This window comes from Cocleimonas flava (assembly GCF_004339015.1).
Classification (GTDB): Bacteria; Pseudomonadota; Gammaproteobacteria; order Thiotrichales; family Thiotrichaceae; genus Cocleimonas; species Cocleimonas flava.
The window spans coordinates 297,650-314,890 of sequence record NZ_SMFQ01000002.1 but is presented as its reverse complement, the minus strand read 5'-3'; the positions used below and the strand labels follow the sequence as shown (position 1 = coordinate 314,890).

The window sequence follows — 17,241 nt, the reverse complement described above, 5'->3', positions numbered from 1 at the left end:
ATTTGCTGTGGCGTTATATAGGGCTATATGTGAAAGCGTCTAAAGAAAATCTTTGATCAGAGCAACGAGTGTTGAAATTACCTCGTCTGCTTGCTCTTTAGTAATGATCAATGGTGGTAACAATCGAACCGTTTTACCCGCAGTGACATTGATCAAGAGTTTCTTTTCAAGGGCTTGCGAAACCAGCTCACCACAATCAGTATTGAGGTTGATTCCGATCATCAAGCCGTGGCCACGTATTTCAATAACGCCATCCACATCGGCTAATGCTTGTTTGAATTGAGTCAGCATATAGCTACCCATTTCTGCGGCTTTAGCAGGGATATCCTGCTCTTCCATAATGCTGAGTACTTCTAAGGCAGTACGCGTTACTAATGGATTGCCACCAAAGGTAGAACCATGCGTTCCGGGTGTGAAGATTTCTTCAGCTTTGCCCGCTGCTAAACACGCACCAATAGGAACGCCATTACCAAGTGCTTTGGCTAACGTCATCACATCAGGGGTTATGCCTTCGTGTTGGAAAGCGAACATCTTGCCTGTTCTGCCCATGCCTGTTTGAATCTCATCGAGCATCATCAACCAGTTATTGTCATCACAGATTTTTCTGATACTGCTTAGGTAACCTTCGTCAGGAACTATAATTCCGCCTTCACCCTGAACAGGCTCAACTAAAATTGCAGCAACTTCGGAACTGTTCTCAGCAATTTTTTCAATCGCTTCGAGATCGTTGTAATCAACGCGAACAAAGCCTTCAACCAATGGTGAAAAGCCTGCTTGAACCTTGCGGCTGCCAGTTGCAGAAAGGGTTGCTAAAGTACGGCCATGAAAACTACCGCTAGCGACAATAATCTTAGGGCGGTCGATGCCTTGTTTTTTACCAAATAGACGTGCGATTTTGATCGCCGCTTCATTCGCTTCAGCGCCTGAGTTACCAAAGAACACGCGACTCATACCAGATAAGCCGCAAAGCTTATCCCCTAGCTCAGTCTGATGAGGAATATTATAAACATTGGATGTATGAATAAGGGTTCGTGCCTGATCAGCAATAGCTTCCGCAACGCGTGGATGCGCATGCCCAAGACTGCACACTGCGATACCCGCAAGCGCATCTAGGTATTTATTACCTTCTGTATCATAAAGATACACACCTTCGCCTTTCTCAAAAGAAACCGGAAGACGTGCGTAAGTAGACATTAATGAATCTGACACAATAATATTCCTATATTACTACCCAAAAACGCACTCAATATTTCTATTAAAGCGCGCTACAAAGGGAATGAAAAAGGGCAGCTTAAAGCTGCCCTTTTGCAGAAAAACGAGCAATATTGCTCGCTTTTCGCTTTTTTGTCAATATATCAAGCCTGATATGGCTTGTTATAGGTTTATGACAGTTGTCTTACATATTGCTATTAACGAAATCCCAGTTAACCAGGTTCCAGAAATCAGCAACATAAGCAGGACGTGCATTACGCTTATCAACGTAGTAAGCATGTTCCCAAACGTCGATAGTTAGTACAGGTGTCTTGCCATCAGTTAGTGGGCAGCCAGCAGCAGTCGTGTTAACGATTTCAACAGAACCGTCAGCATTCTTTACTAACCAGGTCCAGCCAGAACCGAAGTTACCAACAGCAGATGCAGAGAACTTCTCTTTGAAGTCTGCGAAAGAACCGAATGCAGCGTTGATTGCATCTGCAACCGCACCAGTAGGCTCGCCACCAGCATTAGGACCCATGCAGTTAAAGTAGAACGTGTGGTTCCAAACTTGAGCAGCATTGTTAAAAACGCCGCCAGCAGGTGCAGAAGTAACGATCTCTTCTAATGACTTATCAGCAAACTCAGTGCCTTCAATCAAATTGTTTAGGTTAGTCACATAAGCCTGGTGATGCTTATCGTGATGATAGTCTAAAGTCTCAGCAGAAATGTATGGCTCAAGAGCATTCTTTTCGTATGGTAAATCTGGTAATTCATGTGTCATGATAGATTCCTTTGATTGTAATCAGATTGATTGTGTTAAAACTAGCGCGTTTTTTTAGGAAAGCCCTGCCTTAAGTCGATTACAACTTAACTTATGTGTAATAAGTAAATTAGCGGACTTGATCAGGGGTTTCTTATAACAGCGTAAGACTATGTAAATCACCCCTGAAAAGCAATAGCTCTTAGTATTATTAATGTTAACTAAATCTTAAAAAATATCTATACAAAGAGCGCTAGTGCCCGCAATGGCTTGTTACTGATGGATCGTAATAATAGCGACTAAAAAAAGTGCCCGTAAGTAGGGGGGTGGATAAAAATCAACAACAGAATCTATCTTGATTATTCAGGGCTTTCTAAATATCCAATCTTACCTATAATGCGTATTCGTATACCTAAATAATCAGGAATAGAGAAATATGTGCGGAATTTGTGGTGAATATCGATTAGATGGCTCTTTGCCAAATTTAGATCATATCCAATCGATGATGGAGAAGTTAGAAAAGCGTGGGCCAGATCACGCGGGTACATTCTCCGACGGTGCTTTGGCGTTTGGTCACAGACGTTTATCTATTCTCGATTTGTCCGAGAAAGGCAATCAGCCGATGATTGACTCACAGCTCAGCCTCGCATTAGTCTTTAACGGTACCATCTATAATCACCCGGAATTGCGCGAAGAGCTTGGCGCCAAAGGCCATACCTTTTTCTCTACCGGCGATACCGAAGTTATTTTAAAAGCCTATGCAGAATGGGGTGTTGATTGCGTTAAACATTTCCTTGGTATGTTCGCCATCGCCATCTGGGACTTGAAGGAAAAAACCTTATTTCTCGCGCGTGATCGCATGGGCATCAAACCTTTATACTACGCCAACACTGGCAAAGGTTTTCGCTTCGCATCCAACACACAGGCGTTACTTGCATCTAATGATGGTAATGATATCGATACTTCAATCGACCCAGTTGCATTGCACCACCAATTCACTCTACATGCGGTTGTGCCAGCACCGATGACCGTCATCAAAGGCATTCGCAAACTAGAGCCCGCACATTCTTTATTGATCAAAGCAAATGGCGAGCAACAACTCAACCGTTACTGGACACTAGATGCAACCCGCCCGAAAGAAGAAAAAACTGACGAAGAATGGACCGAAGCGATTCACGAATCCTTGCGTGTCGCAGTAAGACGCCGTAACGACGTGTCCGACGTACCCGTAGGCGTATTGCTTTCAGGCGGCTTAGACTCAAGTCTACTGGTTGGCCTGCTCGATGAAATCGGCATCAAAGATATTCCAACATACAGTATCGGTTTTGACGATCAGCCAGAAGAAAAAGGCAGTGAGTTTGAATTCTCCGATGCTGTCGTAGAACGTTTCAATACCAATCACCACAAAATACATATCCCAAACGAACAAACACTCAGCCGTTTGCCCGAAGCAATTGCGAATATGTCCGAGCCTATGTTCGGTCAGGACGCGATTGGTTTCTACTTGCTATCAGAGCAAGTCGCAAAAGACGTAAAAGTAGTGCAATCAGGACAGGGCGCCGACGAAGTATTCGGTGGTTATTTCTGGTACGACAAAATGAACAAGGCGAAAGGCACACATTTAGAACGCTTCCGCCAATTCTATTTCGATAGAGATCACGATGAAATGGCAGAAATGCTCACGCCAAACTTTATCGACAGAGACTTCACCGCTGAAACCATGACCAGCATTTTAGAAGCACCGAATGCCGACACCTTTATCGATGCCGTATTCAGAGCCGACACCACCATGCTGATCGTCGATGATCCGGTCAAACGTGTTGATAATATGACCATGGCGCATGGACTCGAAGCGCGTGTTCCATTCCTCGATCACGAACTGGTTGAACTTGCCGCGAAAATGCCACCGCACATGAAACTTCAAAGCGGCGGCAAACACGTGCTCCAGCAAATATCACGCGGGATGATTCCGGATAGCGTCATCGATCGTAAAAAAGGTTACTTCCCTGTACCCGCGCTTAAATACGTACGCGGAGAGTTTTTAGAATTCATGCAAGATGTGTTGAACTCACAGAAATGTAAGGATCGTGGGATTTATCAAAGGTCCTATGTGGAGAAGTTATTGGCTGCGCCGGATGAGCATCATACGCGTATACAAGGCAATAAATTGTGGCATATGGCGTTGCTAGAATACTGGTTACAAGACAACGGGATTTAGGGCTTCGTAGTTCGCACTCAGCTTTTGCTCCAGCTCGGCGTTGCTCCGTTTCTCAGTCAGTCAGTCACATATAATTATATGCTCCTTCCCTGCAAGACGGTGCGCCTTGATCTGAAACAAAATCTGAGTGCTTGGTTTTGGTTTTGGCTTTGGCTTGGTCAAGAGAAAAGGATATTAAATAGGGTGGAGCTTCTTAATGCTATTTCCGTTTAATAAATAACTCTATTTCAAATAGTGTTCTTTATTGAGAAGTAACCGTGATATTGACGATATCTTGATAGACCCCAGCTTTGGGTTTATTGCTATTTTGGTATTTTCCCGTTGTGGTGAAATCAATGTTACTAACAGGAGAACTACAAGGTAGTAACATTTGTAGGTTACTACCGCTAGTAATCTCAGTATTTCTGTATTCAAGTCGATAAGATGTTAGTACTTTTCCTGATGTTGTATGTTCTAACTGAAAATCATTTTGAGTAGAAAAATCCAGAGTACAGTCACCCGTTATGTTTGAGTTTAAGCCTAGCGTTCCTAAATTAACCGTTTGGCCTACTCTATTTGCAGGATTTCCCTTATTGGATAAGGGCATAACTTCATCATGACCAAAATAGCGTGTAGCCCCAGCTGCGGTACCTACAAAGTTCAAATACTCAACGTATGTATAACTCAACTCTATTTCTGTAGAATCTTCTGCTGCATGCAAAGATAAAGGTGCCGTTATCGCAAAGGATAGTAGCAACAGTACTTTGAGTTTTTTAAGCCACTGCTTTTTCATTGTTTTTAGGGAAATTAAATTTTTTCTGGATCGGTTTTTTAATATTTTCGTTGTGCATATTTATAATTTTTATATTTAAATGCAGCACGATTTCTTAAAATAGTCGTAAGACATTAGCGCAAAGATGAACTAACTACGAATTTGTCGGATGTACGGTATAAATATATATCGTTAAAACAATCTCAACGATAGGTTGTATAGGAAAACCATCTGACATTTGTGTGCGAATGAATACGATCTAACTTAGGTTTTTATTCTTTAAAACCTACTGAAAAAAGCACCTTAAAGTAGGGGGGTGACTTTCCAATTATTACTTAACCATATAATCCCTCTACCACTCATCGAATACCTCCCAAAAACACCGTAATTAGCTTCCTAAAACTTGCACTCATTTTCTATTTAATTTATTTTGTCTACAAGGTTTTCTTTTCCCGATTTTATTCTTGTTAAGTACCTCTATCGATTATTCGAGTTGCTCGTTTCGCTCTGATAATTAATTTTAATAAAAACGGAAAAGTTAGAAAAGTTATGCCTTTATCCAATAAGAAAAACCTCATTCTCTTTTTAATTACCTGCCTATTTATCGTCTCTTGTGGGGCGTCGTCTGATTCTACTGAGACTAAAAGCCCTAATGTGCCTAATTCTAAAATCATGCTGGGTGCTTATCTGAAAAATGATGGTTGGTCGGTAGATATTCTGGAGAAATTTAAGGCTGATACCCACAAACAAACGTCCATTATTACGCTCTATACTAACTTCGAAATGGATTGGAGTTTTTTAACGACTCAAACGTCGAATATTGTTGCCAGTGGTTCGACACCTTTGATTACCTTAATGCCTTTTAACTCAGGTTATGAAGATTTGTTAAGCATGATCGCAACGGGTGAGAAGGACAGTTATATCAATAGATGGATCGAAGATTTTAAAGCATGGCGCGATAGTTATCCTGAAGAAAGTCGACCAACGATTTTGCTGCGTTTTGGTCACGAATTTAATGGGAATTGGTATGCATGGGGAAACCAGCCTGAGGCATACAAGGCGGCTTGGCGTCATATTCATGGTTTGTTCGAAACCGCTGGGGTGAATAACAGTGTGGAGTGGATTTGGTCTGCAAGTGCTACGGACACTGATGACTATAACGACATAACCGTTTATTACCCTGGGGATGATGTGGTCGACTGGACCAGTCTCGATGGCTACAACTGGGGGAGTAATTACACATGGTCTAGTTGGAGAACCTTCGACGAGGTTTTTAGTGCGGCTTATGTGACGCTGGTAGAAAACTATCCACACAAACCTATCTTAATTGCAGAAGTGGCTAGCACTGAACCCAGTGATCTGCCTGATCCTGCATGGGGTCAATATGGTGATGATTCAGATTCGGTAGAAAGCAAAGAAGTCTGGATTCGTAATATGCTAATCAGAATCAAAGAAAGCTATCCGGCTATACGCGCGGTTTCCTGGTTTAATGTGAATAAAGAGCTGAGTTGGTCTTTGAATGAAACCGCCAGAAATGGTCTAGCCAATACGGGGTTGAGTGCATACAACCAGAGCATTTTGGATTCGCACTTTTTGAGTGAATTTGTTCCGCTTGATTCGCCTCCACCAGTCATGTCAGCAAAACGTTCTACTGCTTCATATTGTGAAATTGCGTCGAGTAAGTTGCCTGCCGTCGTCGGTTTGGAGTCTCGTCAAAAACAAGCAGAAGGTATGAGAAATCTTCCTGCTGATATTTTAACAAAACTTCGTCAACAACGTCTCAATTTCTACTAGCGAGTTATCAGCTAGAAGTAAGACTTTAAGCAAATCTCATAAAGTAATCTCGCTGTTCAAAAAAACAGCCCCAAAGTAGGGGGGTGTATAAAATCAATGATAGATTCTCAACTTGAAACCAACGACATCTCATCGCGTGATTAATTATAAAGAGATCAATATGGCTCGATTTATGTTAAACTGCGCGCGTCAGCGAACTGAGCATCGCTGTTTTCATAAGTCCATCTCTTAGTCGCTCTTTAGCCTTCTCTTAACTGTTTGTTAATTTAGCTAGGCTTTTCAGGCTAATCGATCTCAGAAAAAGCATCTATATTTCTACACCTTCTTCGCGGTGTGGCTTTTTCGTATTTCCACATTTTCTCGAATATAGCGCACTCCTGAACTTAATGATCAGGCGTTTTACTGTCCCTTAAATTAAGCTGACTCTGGAGTCCCGCTATGCATATTGAAATAATTACCACACCCAATGAGGCTTTAAAAGAAAGCGGTTTTGGTAGCTTAAAGGCATGTAACAGTGTTCTACAAGTCATTCAGGAAATGGGGCATAGCGTCACATTAAATGTTTGTGAAACCAAAGAAGATTTACTGGAAGTAGTCGCAAGAATGCCCGAACTGGTTGTGTTGGCAGTAAAGTACATTCCGGTTAGTGATGGTCTGGAAAAAGGTCAGAGTGATATCTGGCTGTCTAAATTTTTCGCGCAACATAAAATCAATTACACGGGTTCATCACGAGAAGTCTTGAAATTTGATTCGAATAAAGTACGCGCCAAAATCCACTTAACTAACAAAGGGATTAAGACGGCTGAATATTTTATTGCAACGCCGGGGCAGTATAAAAATCATCATCAATTACCCGTTAAATTCCCACTGTTTTTAAAACCTCTGGATGCGGCAAATGGCAACGGCATCGATGACTTATCATTTGTCACCAATTTTGCCGATTACGAAAGCAAAGTAGCATCCTTATACAGCACATTCGAACAACCCATTTTGGCAGAAGAATATCTGGATGGCAGCGAGTTTACAGTTGCGGTGATCAAAACCAATGACGAGAAGTTACTCGTCTCTGCGGTTGAGGTGATACCACCAACATCAAGCAATGGACTTAAGATTTTAGGTTCGCAGGCTAAAAAAGATGATTCGGAAACCCTTCTGAAAATTACGGATGACGAAGTAAGAGCTAGAGTCACCAATCTGGCACTCGATGCATTTAATGCGCTTAATGTCAGGGACTTTGGTCGTATAGATATTAAATCCAATAAAAACGGTGACTGCTATTTCATGGAAGCGAATCTGGTGCCGGGAATGACTTTCGGTTCTAGTTACTTTCCAGAAGCGTGTGGCTTAGCGCATGAGTTTGCTTATGACAAGGTGGTTGGATTAATGATTGAAGCTGGTTTGGCTAGGGCTTCTTCAACAGTGCCGCCTAATAGTATTTCTGGATCAGATGATCAGTTGCTTACTTCTCTATAAGCGCACATCAGAATCTGATTACTAAAAAACCCCCTTAAAGTAGGGGGGTGGCTTTTCTAATAACGACTTATCGTTATAATGCTGTAATGGCCGATTTATTTACAGTTACCGCTCCACTGACTATCACCAAACCTAATGGTGATGAATTGCTGATGGCTGAATTCTACAAACACCCCAAAGGGTTATTGTTTTTCGAGCCGTACTGGCATCTGCAAGACGATCAATCAGGCATACAATTAATCAAAGGCTGGTTAGAAGGTGAAGGTCCGTGGAAAATTTCTGGGCACGTGATTAAGGTATTGGCGTGTCACGGAACTAACGCGTGTGTGGCGAATGAATTTAATGAGTGGCAAAGCTATCGTTTGAGCAACCCAGTCGAATACCCGCCCGAACCCATGATTGATGCAATTGCGAGTAAATTGGGCGCGAGTTTACTGACTTAAAAAAGCCATAGCTCTGCATAAGTTCTATTGACGTTTTTGAAAACTAAAACGTAATGTCATTTAAAAGAAAGGGCTGCCAAATAAGTTTGCGCTAAACCTGTTAAATCAGATATCTGAGAGTTTTATAATTTCCGCAGGTTTGGCTCTAAATAAATGATTGCTTTTACCTGCTTCTACCATGTGTGGTGATACCGCGTGTGCAGCTAGCGCTGCTGCTGATGACCATCGTTCTATCATGATAAATCGGTTCTCATTATCCTGATCTGCTTTCATTTCATATTGTAAGCAGCCATCTTCAGCCAATACCAGCGGTTCTACTTTTTTAAATGCTTTTATTTGCTCTTCTCTTTTTCCTGGTAAGACTTCGATGAGTACTACCACTGATAATTCTTCTGACATAAATCTCTCCTTTTTATTTTTCAGTCTGATCCTGAATGATATGGATATCTTGTTGTGGGAAAGGTATCGAGATGCCTTCTGCATCAAATCGACGTTTCACTTCCCGTGTAATTCCCCAGTATACATCCCAGTAATCTTCGGGCTTCACCCAGGGCCGACAGATAAAGTTAACCGACGAGTCTGCCAGTTCGTGTAGCCTAATTTTTGCTTCAGGCTCTTTTAGTACTAACTCATTTTCATTGACGATGTCTTCTAGAATTTGATGCGCTTTATCGACGTCATCGCTGTAACCAATGCCGAAAACAAGGTCGATACGACGTTCTGTGATGCCGGTCACGTTGATAATCACATCACCCCAAACCGAGTTGTTTGGCACGACTACGAGTTGGTTATCGGAGGTTCTTAACTGGGTCGACAGTAGATTCATCGATTCTACGGTTCCCGGCGTGCTGGCTACATTCACAAAGTCACCAATATCAAACGGTCGGTAAATCAACATCAGAATGCCGCTGGCGAAGTTACTCAATGAGTTTTGTAAGGCTAGGGCGATGACAAATCCGGCGGCACCAATAATCGCTAACACTGGACCGATATTAATTTCTAACGCTGACAGGCCAATAAAGAAACCAATAATCAGAGTGAGGCGGCGCGCCGTCATTATCAAAAAGTTGCGCAGTAACGTGGTGGTGTGACTAGATTTTGAAAGTACTCTCCTCGCGGCTTTACCCGCAAGTAGCGAGAGTATGTAGAACACGGTAATAATAACGATGAATTTGATGAAATTAACCAACCAGCGTAAACCGCCTTCAGCAGATGAGAGCCAGCCTGAGATGGTTGTCCAGGTTGCGCTGAAATCAGTAACATCGAGCGTAATGCCCGAAACGGCCTCGATATAGGTATTGTATTCTTTGATGTCGCCGCCTTTGGCTGCGTATTCGGTGAGTACCACTTTTAAGCGATCTAATAGCGCGGTTCTTTGTGTGGTAAGGCTGCTGGCGTATTTATCCAGTGCGATTTTTGTGTCGGTTTTCGCTGCTGTGGTGTTTTCTTCTGGCGCGATTGTTTTGCCTTCATCGATTGCTTTGTCGGTCGCTACTGCAATTGCTTCTTGCACGGAGCTATCTTCGGTCGAGATTTTTTCAATCTCTTCAGCTTCTTTCTGGGCTTCTTCTACAACCTTGTCAGCTGCTTTGATTTTTTCACTGTCATTGGCTTCTTTCGCGGTTTTGATTTTTTCTAAACTGGCATCAACGACTTTAGACTTTTTTATTTCCTGCTTTTTATAAAAGGCAGCGACTTTCGCATTACTGATCTCTTTGATCTTTTCGCGAAGCAATGAAACCCATTCTTTAGCCTCAACTTCAAGTTCACATTTGGTTAGTGGGTCAACACGCAGCGCCAACACTTCAACAGGAATAGCAGGGTCTTCTGTGGTGACCGCTTTAATGTCTTTAGCGCACTCAGCGGCGTGAGTATTCGTCGATAGAACGATGAAGAAAAAAATAGAAGCAAGTAGCCACTTACTGACTAATGTATGAATGTTGATATTACTAACCCTCCCATAAGGTCATTGTTTATTTGTGTTTAATTGCTGGACGATATATCAAATTACGGAGCATCTAAAGAAGCCTTATACGTCACTTTGGTATACGCGACTTAGCATCAAATCGGTTTCATCTAGGAAAGAAAAAGTTGACGCTTTGAATGCTGATGTTTGTGGGATCATAGGAAATAGGTAAAACCCAGGCAAGCCTGGAAGATTAGAACATGGATTTATTTTGGGAGTGATGATTCATTTAATCACTATTTAAAAAAAGCCTCCAAAGTAGGGGGGTGGCTTTAAAGATTGTTTGAATCTATCAGTAACTAAAATAGCTAAATACGATGATAATAATTGGGTTAAGCCGCTAATTTGAGTTCTGATATTGCTTCGGAACTCAGCGGGCGATGTAACAGATAGCCTTGGGCAATATTACATTTATAGCTTTTCAAGAAATCAAACTGTGCTTGTGTTTCAACACCTTCGGCGATGACATCATAGTCTAGCGAGTGCGCCAGAGTAATAATCGATTTTACCAGTGCAATGTCTACCTTCTCTGTCGGTAAGCCAGCGGTAAATTTGCGATCGATCTTTAAGGAGGTTATGGGCAAATCTTTTAAATAACTCAAGGATGAATATCCGGTACCAAAATCATCTATCGCTATTTTCATTCCAAGATCACGGAAGTGGGTGAGATTCACAATGCTTTTTTCTGAGATCTCGTACATGGTTCTTTCTGTTAACTCTATACCGAAAAGCTTAGGGTCTAGATTGTAACGAGATACATTTTCAGCAAGGCTTTCAAAGAGATTTTCAAAAATTCGTTTATTGCCAGAAAGGTTAATATTAATTCGAATATTTTTGATGCCTTGTTTTTGCCATTCCGCTTGTTGTCGGCAGGCTTCTTCAATCACAAATAAATTTACTTTTTCAATCAGGTTACTTTTTTCTGCAATTTGAATGAATTCAGAGGTGTTAACATTGTTACCGTTTTTATCTTTCCAGCGAATCAACGCTTCACACTCATTAAAGTCATTATCATCAATGTTCACGAGTGGTTGGTAAACCAGCTGGAAATTTTTATCACGGTTGTTGTTTTTTAAGATCGTTTGTAAAGCATGGCTGAGTGCATGTTCGTATTCTAGTTTCTGGCTATTTTTTAGCGAGTAGAATTGATAGCAGTTGCGTCCGGCATTTTTAGCCGTATACATCGCTATATCCGCATTTTTTAGCAGCTGTTTGGCGTTGGATCCATCTTTCGGGTAAGCGCTGGCGCCAATACTGGCACTGATAAACACTTCATTGCTATTAATGTGAAAAGAGGTATCTAGCGCATTCGATAAGTTTTTAATCAGATCACTGGCATGATTCTCATTGGCTGTATTTTTTAGTATTAATACGAATTCATCGCCACCAAAACGCGCTATAACATCATCAGGTGCAATCTGGTTTTTAATCGTCGCAGAGAATAGTTTCAGGACTTCATCGCCGACTTCATGGCCGTAAATATCATTGATGCTTTTAAAGTAATCAATGTCCAAAAAGACAATTGAAAATGTGGCGCCTAAATGGTCAGATTCAGAGATTGTCTGGTTTATATTTTTTATAAAACTGGCGCGATTAGGCAATGCCGTTAAGGTATCGGTATTGGCTAAAGTCGATAAATTCTCATCACTTTTTCGTTGTTTTCTACCTAGATAAAATAAAAATATAAAGATTAAGATAATACTGAAAAATTGAACGGCTAAAATTTTCTGGTATGTACTTTTAGTCAGAAACTTGGACTGTTCTAAATTAGCGTGCGCATTATTATTTGAAGCGGTATGTAATTTTTCAATCAGTGATATTACATGCTTGTTTCTAGGTAATACCTCCTCATTAACAAGATCGGTTGCTTTTTTAAAGTCTTTAATCATGAGGTTATCGATAACTTCATTGATTTTTAAAATATTCTGGATGGTCATAACCGCCTGTAAGGACAGTAATTCTCTTTCTGCTTCAGAAGGTTTTAGAGAGTTATATTCTTTCCTCGCTTCATTGAATCTCACAGACTGTTTATAGAGTTCTTTGATATAAACGTTGATGTCCGCAGGGTCTCTACTTTGCGCTAATTTAAAAATAGTGTGGGAACGTTCCAGATTTGCACTTGCCATAACATCAAGCACTTTATTTCTTTCATTTATCTGACTCTGGTTTTGTAAAATCGTGGCGCGGGTTTTTCCGATAAGCGAAGAAGTAAATAAAGTAGTGCATATCATTAAGATAATGATAACGGCAAAACCCAAAGATAGAATATATCTATGTAATAACGTGGATATTAAAGTCATTATTTTTATTTTATGTGCAAACTATTTATCTTGTTAATACTAGCAGAGATGTCGGTGTTTTATGTTTTTTTCGATAAGAGGTGGTATTCCTTCTTTTTATTAAAATTAAACGCTTGTGACAAGCTAGCCTAATATGGCCGGATTCAACTGCCAAACCGAATAGTTAAGAAATGCCGCGAAACTTACCCAGAGTAAATACGGCATCAACAATGCTCCCGCGATACGATTGATTCTCCAGAAGCTGATGACGGTAGCGGCAATCATTATCCACAACAATATGATGTCAGCGAAAGCCATTGCGCCGCGATTCCAGGCGAAGAATAACCAACTCCAGAGTACATTGGGTATCAACTGTAAAATAAATAAGGTGAGTGCGCCCCGGTGTTTACTAAAACTACCATCGCGCCAGACTAGCCACGCGGCAATTGCCATCATCAGGAATAGTGCGCTCCAGACGGGGCCAAACAACCAGCCTGGTGGCGCCCATTCGGGTTGGGTGAGTTTTCCGTAGAATGTTTTGGCCTGTATCGATGCTATCGCGCCAGCGGCTGAGGCAGCAAAGGATAAAAGTATCCAGCCGATCAATCCAATCACTTGTTTTTGTTTTGTTGGTGCGTTCATCACATTTTTCTCTAAAGTGTTTATTTAAAATAATTATGTTTAATAGGCTTAATAAAAACACAGACTGTTTCAGAATGAAATGGTTTTAAACAGAGTGCGTTTAACTATAACCCTGAGTGTACAAGTTAAAAAGAATTCTCAAATATACGTTAATAAAAAAAGCCCCCAAAGTAGGGGGGTGGCAATTTATATACTGTGCTTTTGTTTATATTGGTTTGCTTTTAATGTAGAGGTCAGTAAGCGTTCTAAACGAATAACTACGACTGCCATGATGTAAGATATTGCGAGGAATACAAAACATAAGACTAAGGTATACAACCAGTTATCCTTTTCAATTGCCCATCGCACCATGGGAAAGCGTAAAAAGCCGTTGACGAGAAACAGTCCCATAGAAATCTGGCCGGTGAAAATTAACAGGCGGTGGAGACTCCCTTTTATTTTAGGGATGACAATATTCATCAACACCAGAAATAGCAGGATAAAACTAATATTACTCAACACCCATAAGTGCTGATAGATATTTCCCAGTATAAAAATGACCAAAGCGAGAGCGACAAATGATTTTGGAATGTGTATTTCGCTGATCAATGTGTCTTTTTTAGCCAGACAGAGACCCAGCGCGAATACCGGTATATAGGGCACGATTGTGTAGTACAAGTTAACACCGTATAGATGCCCTTCAACGGTGTCGGTAAACACCAGACAAAATGCTGAAAGCGCAATTAGTCCTGTCTCTTGCCAGCGTTCATGAAGTTTTAATAAAAATGGAAAGACAAAGTAAAACTGAAATATAAAAGGGATGAACCACCATGGGCCAATCGGTTCCAGTGCTTTATCGGGAATGAAATTCGACAGTAATGTGAGCTTTAACAGAATCTCTTGATAATGCATCGAGAGCATTTTAAAAGGGCCGAAAATTCCATGCGAGTAAAAACCTTCCAGAGCCAACCAGATAACAATGGCGATAATAAAAGCAGGGAATATTTTGAAGATTCGTTCGCCAATAAACTGCCAGTAGATCAGTGGGTGTTTTAGGTATTTTTTGGTTAATCCATAAGCGCTGAGCAAGACAAAAACCTCAACCCCAAAATGACCGAAGAATGATGCCAACACGCGTATGCTGTTTTCAGGCTCTGTCCATAACAAATTCAACATACTGGACGTGCGCTCGAATGAAAAATCAAATTCGTTTTCTTTGGGAAAAGGAAACAAGTGCATAAAGTTATGCATCGCTATCATAAGGATCGCGATACCCTTCATTATCAACGTTTCATTAGAACTGAGAGTGTGCCATTTCATGGTTTTAATACGTGTGGTGACGGAGGTTTTAACGACGAAAGCACAATAGATGCACGTCGTTGAAAATATGATACGCCTCAACTTGGGAACAAAAATGTAACTTATTGTCAATTTTTGTAAATTTTTTGCGTTGATCTGTGAAAATTGTCATTTGGTCAAAGCTTGGGAGAAAGACAAGGGATAACGCGACTTTGTCAGTTCGAATCTGGAGATTTGTAAGTGACGACTTTATGTAAAAAAAGTGCCTGTAAGTTGGGGGGTGCCAATAAAACAAGATTAAATGAGAACTCCTATTATCGGCTTATGAGTGATCAGACAAATAAGTTGATATAAGCTTAGGCATCATTAAAAATAAAAATGATAGAATGAATAATCTACTTATCTTAAGGCGTCGCGGATTTCAGGCTTTTCAGGGCTGGCAATTCTGGCTTCAACTGTTTCTTATTTTATCTACCTTTGTATCACTTGGCGTTCTTTACACTTTCATAAAAACGGATGACTTCTTTACCCATTCATTCGTCTACATCCCTGTCATTTGGTCGATATTCTTTTATTTTCATCAACAGTTTATGAATAAATCAACGCTCGAAATTGACGAGTTTGGTTTATCACATCAAAGCGGTTTGCCTGATATGTTGAAACGTTTTCATCCAGATTGGCGAATCTCATGGACAGAAATTCAGGTTGTAGAGCCAGTGCAATCGGTCATCGCAAAAAATACGATACTACTGCCATTGAATGTAAAGTTACTAAATAAAACAATCAAAGTGTTACCTTCGCAATGGGTAGATCCCACACAGCAAGTCAAAAAGCCGTTATTCAAATTCGGTCATGATATTGCGGATATGTACGAAGAAAGCGCCTTAGTTAAGGTATTTGAAGCTAAGGGTTTGTTAAAAGTAAAAAGATCTGCTGATGGTAAATATCAATCCGGTTTAACGGAGAATTCGCTCGGAACTGATATCAATTCGAGTCCGGTTTCCATAGCGATGGCAGGCTTTGTTTTCTTCGCTTTATTTTATTTCATCACAGAGGTTTATTTTACCTTATCTGAGTTTTACGCTGGTGCTCCTCCTTATCTATACATGATAGTAGCTGGTGTCATAGCTGTGATTTTGAGTTATCTACTGCTAAGTAAAACAAAGTTCACGCTGGCTGAAAAAGTGATCTTTGCTGTGTTCATGGGGCTTTCAACCGCGGCAGTGATGTATCCCTTATTGCTAAGAGTCAATGAATGGTCTGATACAGAAGGATTGCAACGGTTTTCTTATACCAAGGCAGATACCGTGATGTGGCAGCCACAACGGAAAAATCTTCCCAGTGATGAACAAGTTCCAACACTAAAGTTTGATTTGGCATCCTCAGAATATTGGGCGCAGTTTGAGGTTGGGGCTATAAAAGAATTCGAAATACGTAACGGAGGCTTGGGTTTTTATCAGCTAAATAAGGAGCCGATCTACGAAGAACAGAAAGTTTTTTATGAGAAGAAAAATCCTTAAAAATAGATACGTTGTTTATAAGCAATGAAATATTGGTCGTGATGGCTTTACGCTAAGTTTTAGCTGAGATGATTAACAAAAAGCCCGGCAAATCTATGCCGGGCTTTTCTGAAATAACGATAGTATCTACAATGTTTCTACAATCGTTATCTTTTAGGAAGCAATTGCCAAACCACATTGTCGGCGTCGACTTTTCCTTTCAGTTTCTCTGAGATCCTTTCTAATTCAGTGATATTAAAATCATTCTGGTAATAGTTTTTAATCATCGCATCAGAGATGGAAAACGGAGGACCTTTAATCACGCTTTGATCATATTCAAGGGTAATCAAGAGTTGTGGCACGCCTTGGGTGATTTCTAATAGATGCTGAGCATATTGCGTGCGCATAGTGTCGGGCAGTGCAACCAGAGAGGCGCGATCGTAAACAGCATCAATTTTTCCCAGTTGCTGTTTGCTTAACTTGAAAAAGTCACCGACGTATACTTCGATATTTTCAAACGTATATAACGTGTGCTGATCTATTTGTGTCACTTCAGGTTGCAGTTTTTCATCGCCTAATAATTCTGTGAACAGTTGTTTGACGGCATGCTCGCTTAGTTCGATGCCAACTACTTTGTATCCTTTGCTGTGTAACCAGGCGATGTCTCTGGTTTTTCCGCACAATGGCAAAAAAATACGACTGCCTTCTGGTAGATTCAAATCCTTGATGTGTTTCACTAAGAGTGGATTTACTTCATTCTCATGAAATCCAATTTCGTTCTTACTCCATCTTTCGTGCCAAAAATCTGCTTCCATTTGAAACTCCTTCAGTTAGATGACGCTGTCATCGCTTTTATTGGATTAATCTGGTGTTTATATGATTATGATACAAGCTCAAGTTAACTTGAGGTCAAGACTTTTTTCATTACCAGCTGAGCGATAAAT

General features: G+C 40.7%; 14 protein-coding genes. 5 read left to right on the top strand and 9 right to left on the bottom strand.

The genetic code is table 11. The features are described from left to right. Positions 1–39: 39 nt before the first annotated feature. Together EV695_RS01525 and EV695_RS01520 are read right to left on the bottom strand one after the other, a co-directional pair. A complete protein-coding gene (locus EV695_RS01525) occupies positions 40–1,209 on the bottom strand; it encodes an aspartate aminotransferase family protein (RefSeq protein WP_131904151.1) in 1,170 nt (389 codons plus the stop codon). 187 nt (positions 1,210–1,396) lie between these two features. Beyond that, positions 1,397–1,975, bottom strand: coding sequence for a superoxide dismutase (locus EV695_RS01520; protein ID WP_131904150.1), 579 nt, complete (start codon positions 1,973–1,975; stop codon positions 1,397–1,399). Positions 1,976–2,390: 415 nt separating this feature from the next. On the opposite strand from EV695_RS01520, the gene EV695_RS01515 reads away from it, so the two are divergent. After that, positions 2,391–4,172 carry an N-acetylglutaminylglutamine amidotransferase gene (locus EV695_RS01515; RefSeq protein WP_131904149.1) on the top strand — a complete coding sequence of 594 codons (1,782 nt, stop codon included), beginning with the start codon at positions 2,391–2,393 and terminating at the stop codon, positions 4,170–4,172. A gap of 241 nt (positions 4,173–4,413) precedes the next feature. On the opposite strand, the gene EV695_RS01510 is transcribed toward EV695_RS01515, so the two are convergent. After that, positions 4,414–4,944, bottom strand: a complete 531-nt coding sequence (locus tag EV695_RS01510) for a hypothetical protein (RefSeq protein ID WP_131904148.1) — start codon at positions 4,942–4,944, stop codon at positions 4,414–4,416. A 528-nt stretch (positions 4,945–5,472) separates the two neighbouring features. On the opposite strand from EV695_RS01510, the gene EV695_RS01505 reads away from it, so the two are divergent. The 3 genes from EV695_RS01505 (at position 5,473) to EV695_RS01495 (ending at position 8,633) form a co-directional block, all read left to right on the top strand. Continuing rightward, entirely contained in the window at positions 5,473–6,717 is a 1,245-nt protein-coding gene (locus EV695_RS01505) for a glycoside hydrolase family 26 protein (protein WP_131904147.1), read from the top strand. A gap of 438 nt (positions 6,718–7,155) precedes the next feature. Further along, on the top strand, positions 7,156–8,190 hold the full coding sequence (locus EV695_RS01500) for a D-alanine--D-alanine ligase family protein (RefSeq protein WP_131904146.1): 1,035 nt from the start codon (positions 7,156–7,158) through the stop codon (positions 8,188–8,190). A gap of 47 nt (positions 8,191–8,237) precedes the next feature. Beyond that, the gene (locus tag EV695_RS01495; RefSeq protein WP_131904145.1) at positions 8,238–8,633 is read left to right on the top strand and encodes a hypothetical protein; all 396 of its coding nucleotides are present in this window, start codon (positions 8,238–8,240) and stop codon (positions 8,631–8,633) included. Positions 8,634–8,738: 105 nt separating this feature from the next. Here EV695_RS01495 and EV695_RS01490 read toward each other — a convergent pair whose 3' ends face one another. From EV695_RS01490 to EV695_RS01470, 5 genes are all read right to left on the bottom strand, one after another. Beyond that, positions 8,739–9,032 (bottom strand): putative quinol monooxygenase, encoded by a 294-nt coding sequence (locus EV695_RS01490; RefSeq protein WP_131904144.1) that lies wholly within the window; start codon positions 9,030–9,032, stop codon positions 8,739–8,741. 13 nt (positions 9,033–9,045) lie between these two features. Next, on the bottom strand, positions 9,046–10,437 hold the full coding sequence (locus EV695_RS01485) for a mechanosensitive ion channel family protein (protein WP_131904143.1): 1,392 nt from the start codon (positions 10,435–10,437) through the stop codon (positions 9,046–9,048). A 494-nt stretch (positions 10,438–10,931) separates the two neighbouring features. After that, complete coding sequence (locus EV695_RS01480; protein WP_131904142.1) at positions 10,932–12,899, bottom strand: EAL domain-containing protein; 1,968 nt, start codon at positions 12,897–12,899, stop codon at positions 10,932–10,934. Between the two features lie 123 nt (positions 12,900–13,022). Further along, entirely contained in the window at positions 13,023–13,520 is a 498-nt protein-coding gene (locus EV695_RS01475; protein WP_131904141.1) for a TspO/MBR family protein, read from the bottom strand. A 186-nt stretch (positions 13,521–13,706) separates the two neighbouring features. Then, complete coding sequence (locus EV695_RS01470) at positions 13,707–14,819, bottom strand: acyltransferase family protein (RefSeq protein ID WP_131904140.1); 1,113 nt, start codon at positions 14,817–14,819, stop codon at positions 13,707–13,709. Between the two features lie 365 nt (positions 14,820–15,184). Here EV695_RS01470 and EV695_RS01465 point away from each other — a divergent pair, with 365 nt between their 5' ends. Beyond that, entirely contained in the window at positions 15,185–16,318 is a 1,134-nt protein-coding gene (locus EV695_RS01465) for a hypothetical protein (RefSeq protein ID WP_131904139.1), read from the top strand. Between the two features lie 146 nt (positions 16,319–16,464). Here the strand turns inward: EV695_RS01465 and tmpT are convergent, their stop codons facing one another. Then, positions 16,465–17,112, bottom strand: a complete 648-nt coding sequence (gene tmpT / locus EV695_RS01460) for a thiopurine S-methyltransferase (protein WP_131904138.1) — start codon at positions 17,110–17,112, stop codon at positions 16,465–16,467. Between the last annotated feature and the right edge of the window lie 129 nt (positions 17,113–17,241).

What these genes read in the sequence shown, in the direction of transcription:
- EV695_RS01520 (WP_131904150.1), bottom strand. Translation starts at nt 1,975, where the DNA reads ATGACACATGAATTACCAGATTTACCATACGAAAAGAATGCTCTTGAG.
- EV695_RS01515 (WP_131904149.1), top strand. Translation starts at nt 2,391, where the DNA reads ATGTGCGGAATTTGTGGTGAATATCGATTAGATGGCTCTTTGCCAAAT.
- EV695_RS01510 (WP_131904148.1), bottom strand. Translation starts at nt 4,944, where the DNA reads ATGAAAAAGCAGTGGCTTAAAAAACTCAAAGTACTGTTGCTACTATCC.
- EV695_RS01505 (WP_131904147.1), top strand. Translation starts at nt 5,473, where the DNA reads ATGCCTTTATCCAATAAGAAAAACCTCATTCTCTTTTTAATTACCTGC.
- EV695_RS01500 (WP_131904146.1), top strand. Translation starts at nt 7,156, where the DNA reads ATGCATATTGAAATAATTACCACACCCAATGAGGCTTTAAAAGAAAGC.
- EV695_RS01490 (WP_131904144.1), bottom strand. Translation starts at nt 9,032, where the DNA reads ATGTCAGAAGAATTATCAGTGGTAGTACTCATCGAAGTCTTACCAGGA.
- EV695_RS01480 (WP_131904142.1), bottom strand. Translation starts at nt 12,899, where the DNA reads ATGACTTTAATATCCACGTTATTACATAGATATATTCTATCTTTGGGT.
- EV695_RS01475 (WP_131904141.1), bottom strand. Translation starts at nt 13,520, where the DNA reads ATGAACGCACCAACAAAACAAAAACAAGTGATTGGATTGATCGGCTGG.
- EV695_RS01470 (WP_131904140.1), bottom strand. Translation starts at nt 14,819, where the DNA reads ATGAAATGGCACACTCTCAGTTCTAATGAAACGTTGATAATGAAGGGT.
- EV695_RS01465 (WP_131904139.1), top strand. Translation starts at nt 15,185, where the DNA reads ATGAATAATCTACTTATCTTAAGGCGTCGCGGATTTCAGGCTTTTCAG.
- tmpT (WP_131904138.1), bottom strand. Translation starts at nt 17,112, where the DNA reads ATGGAAGCAGATTTTTGGCACGAAAGATGGAGTAAGAACGAAATTGGA.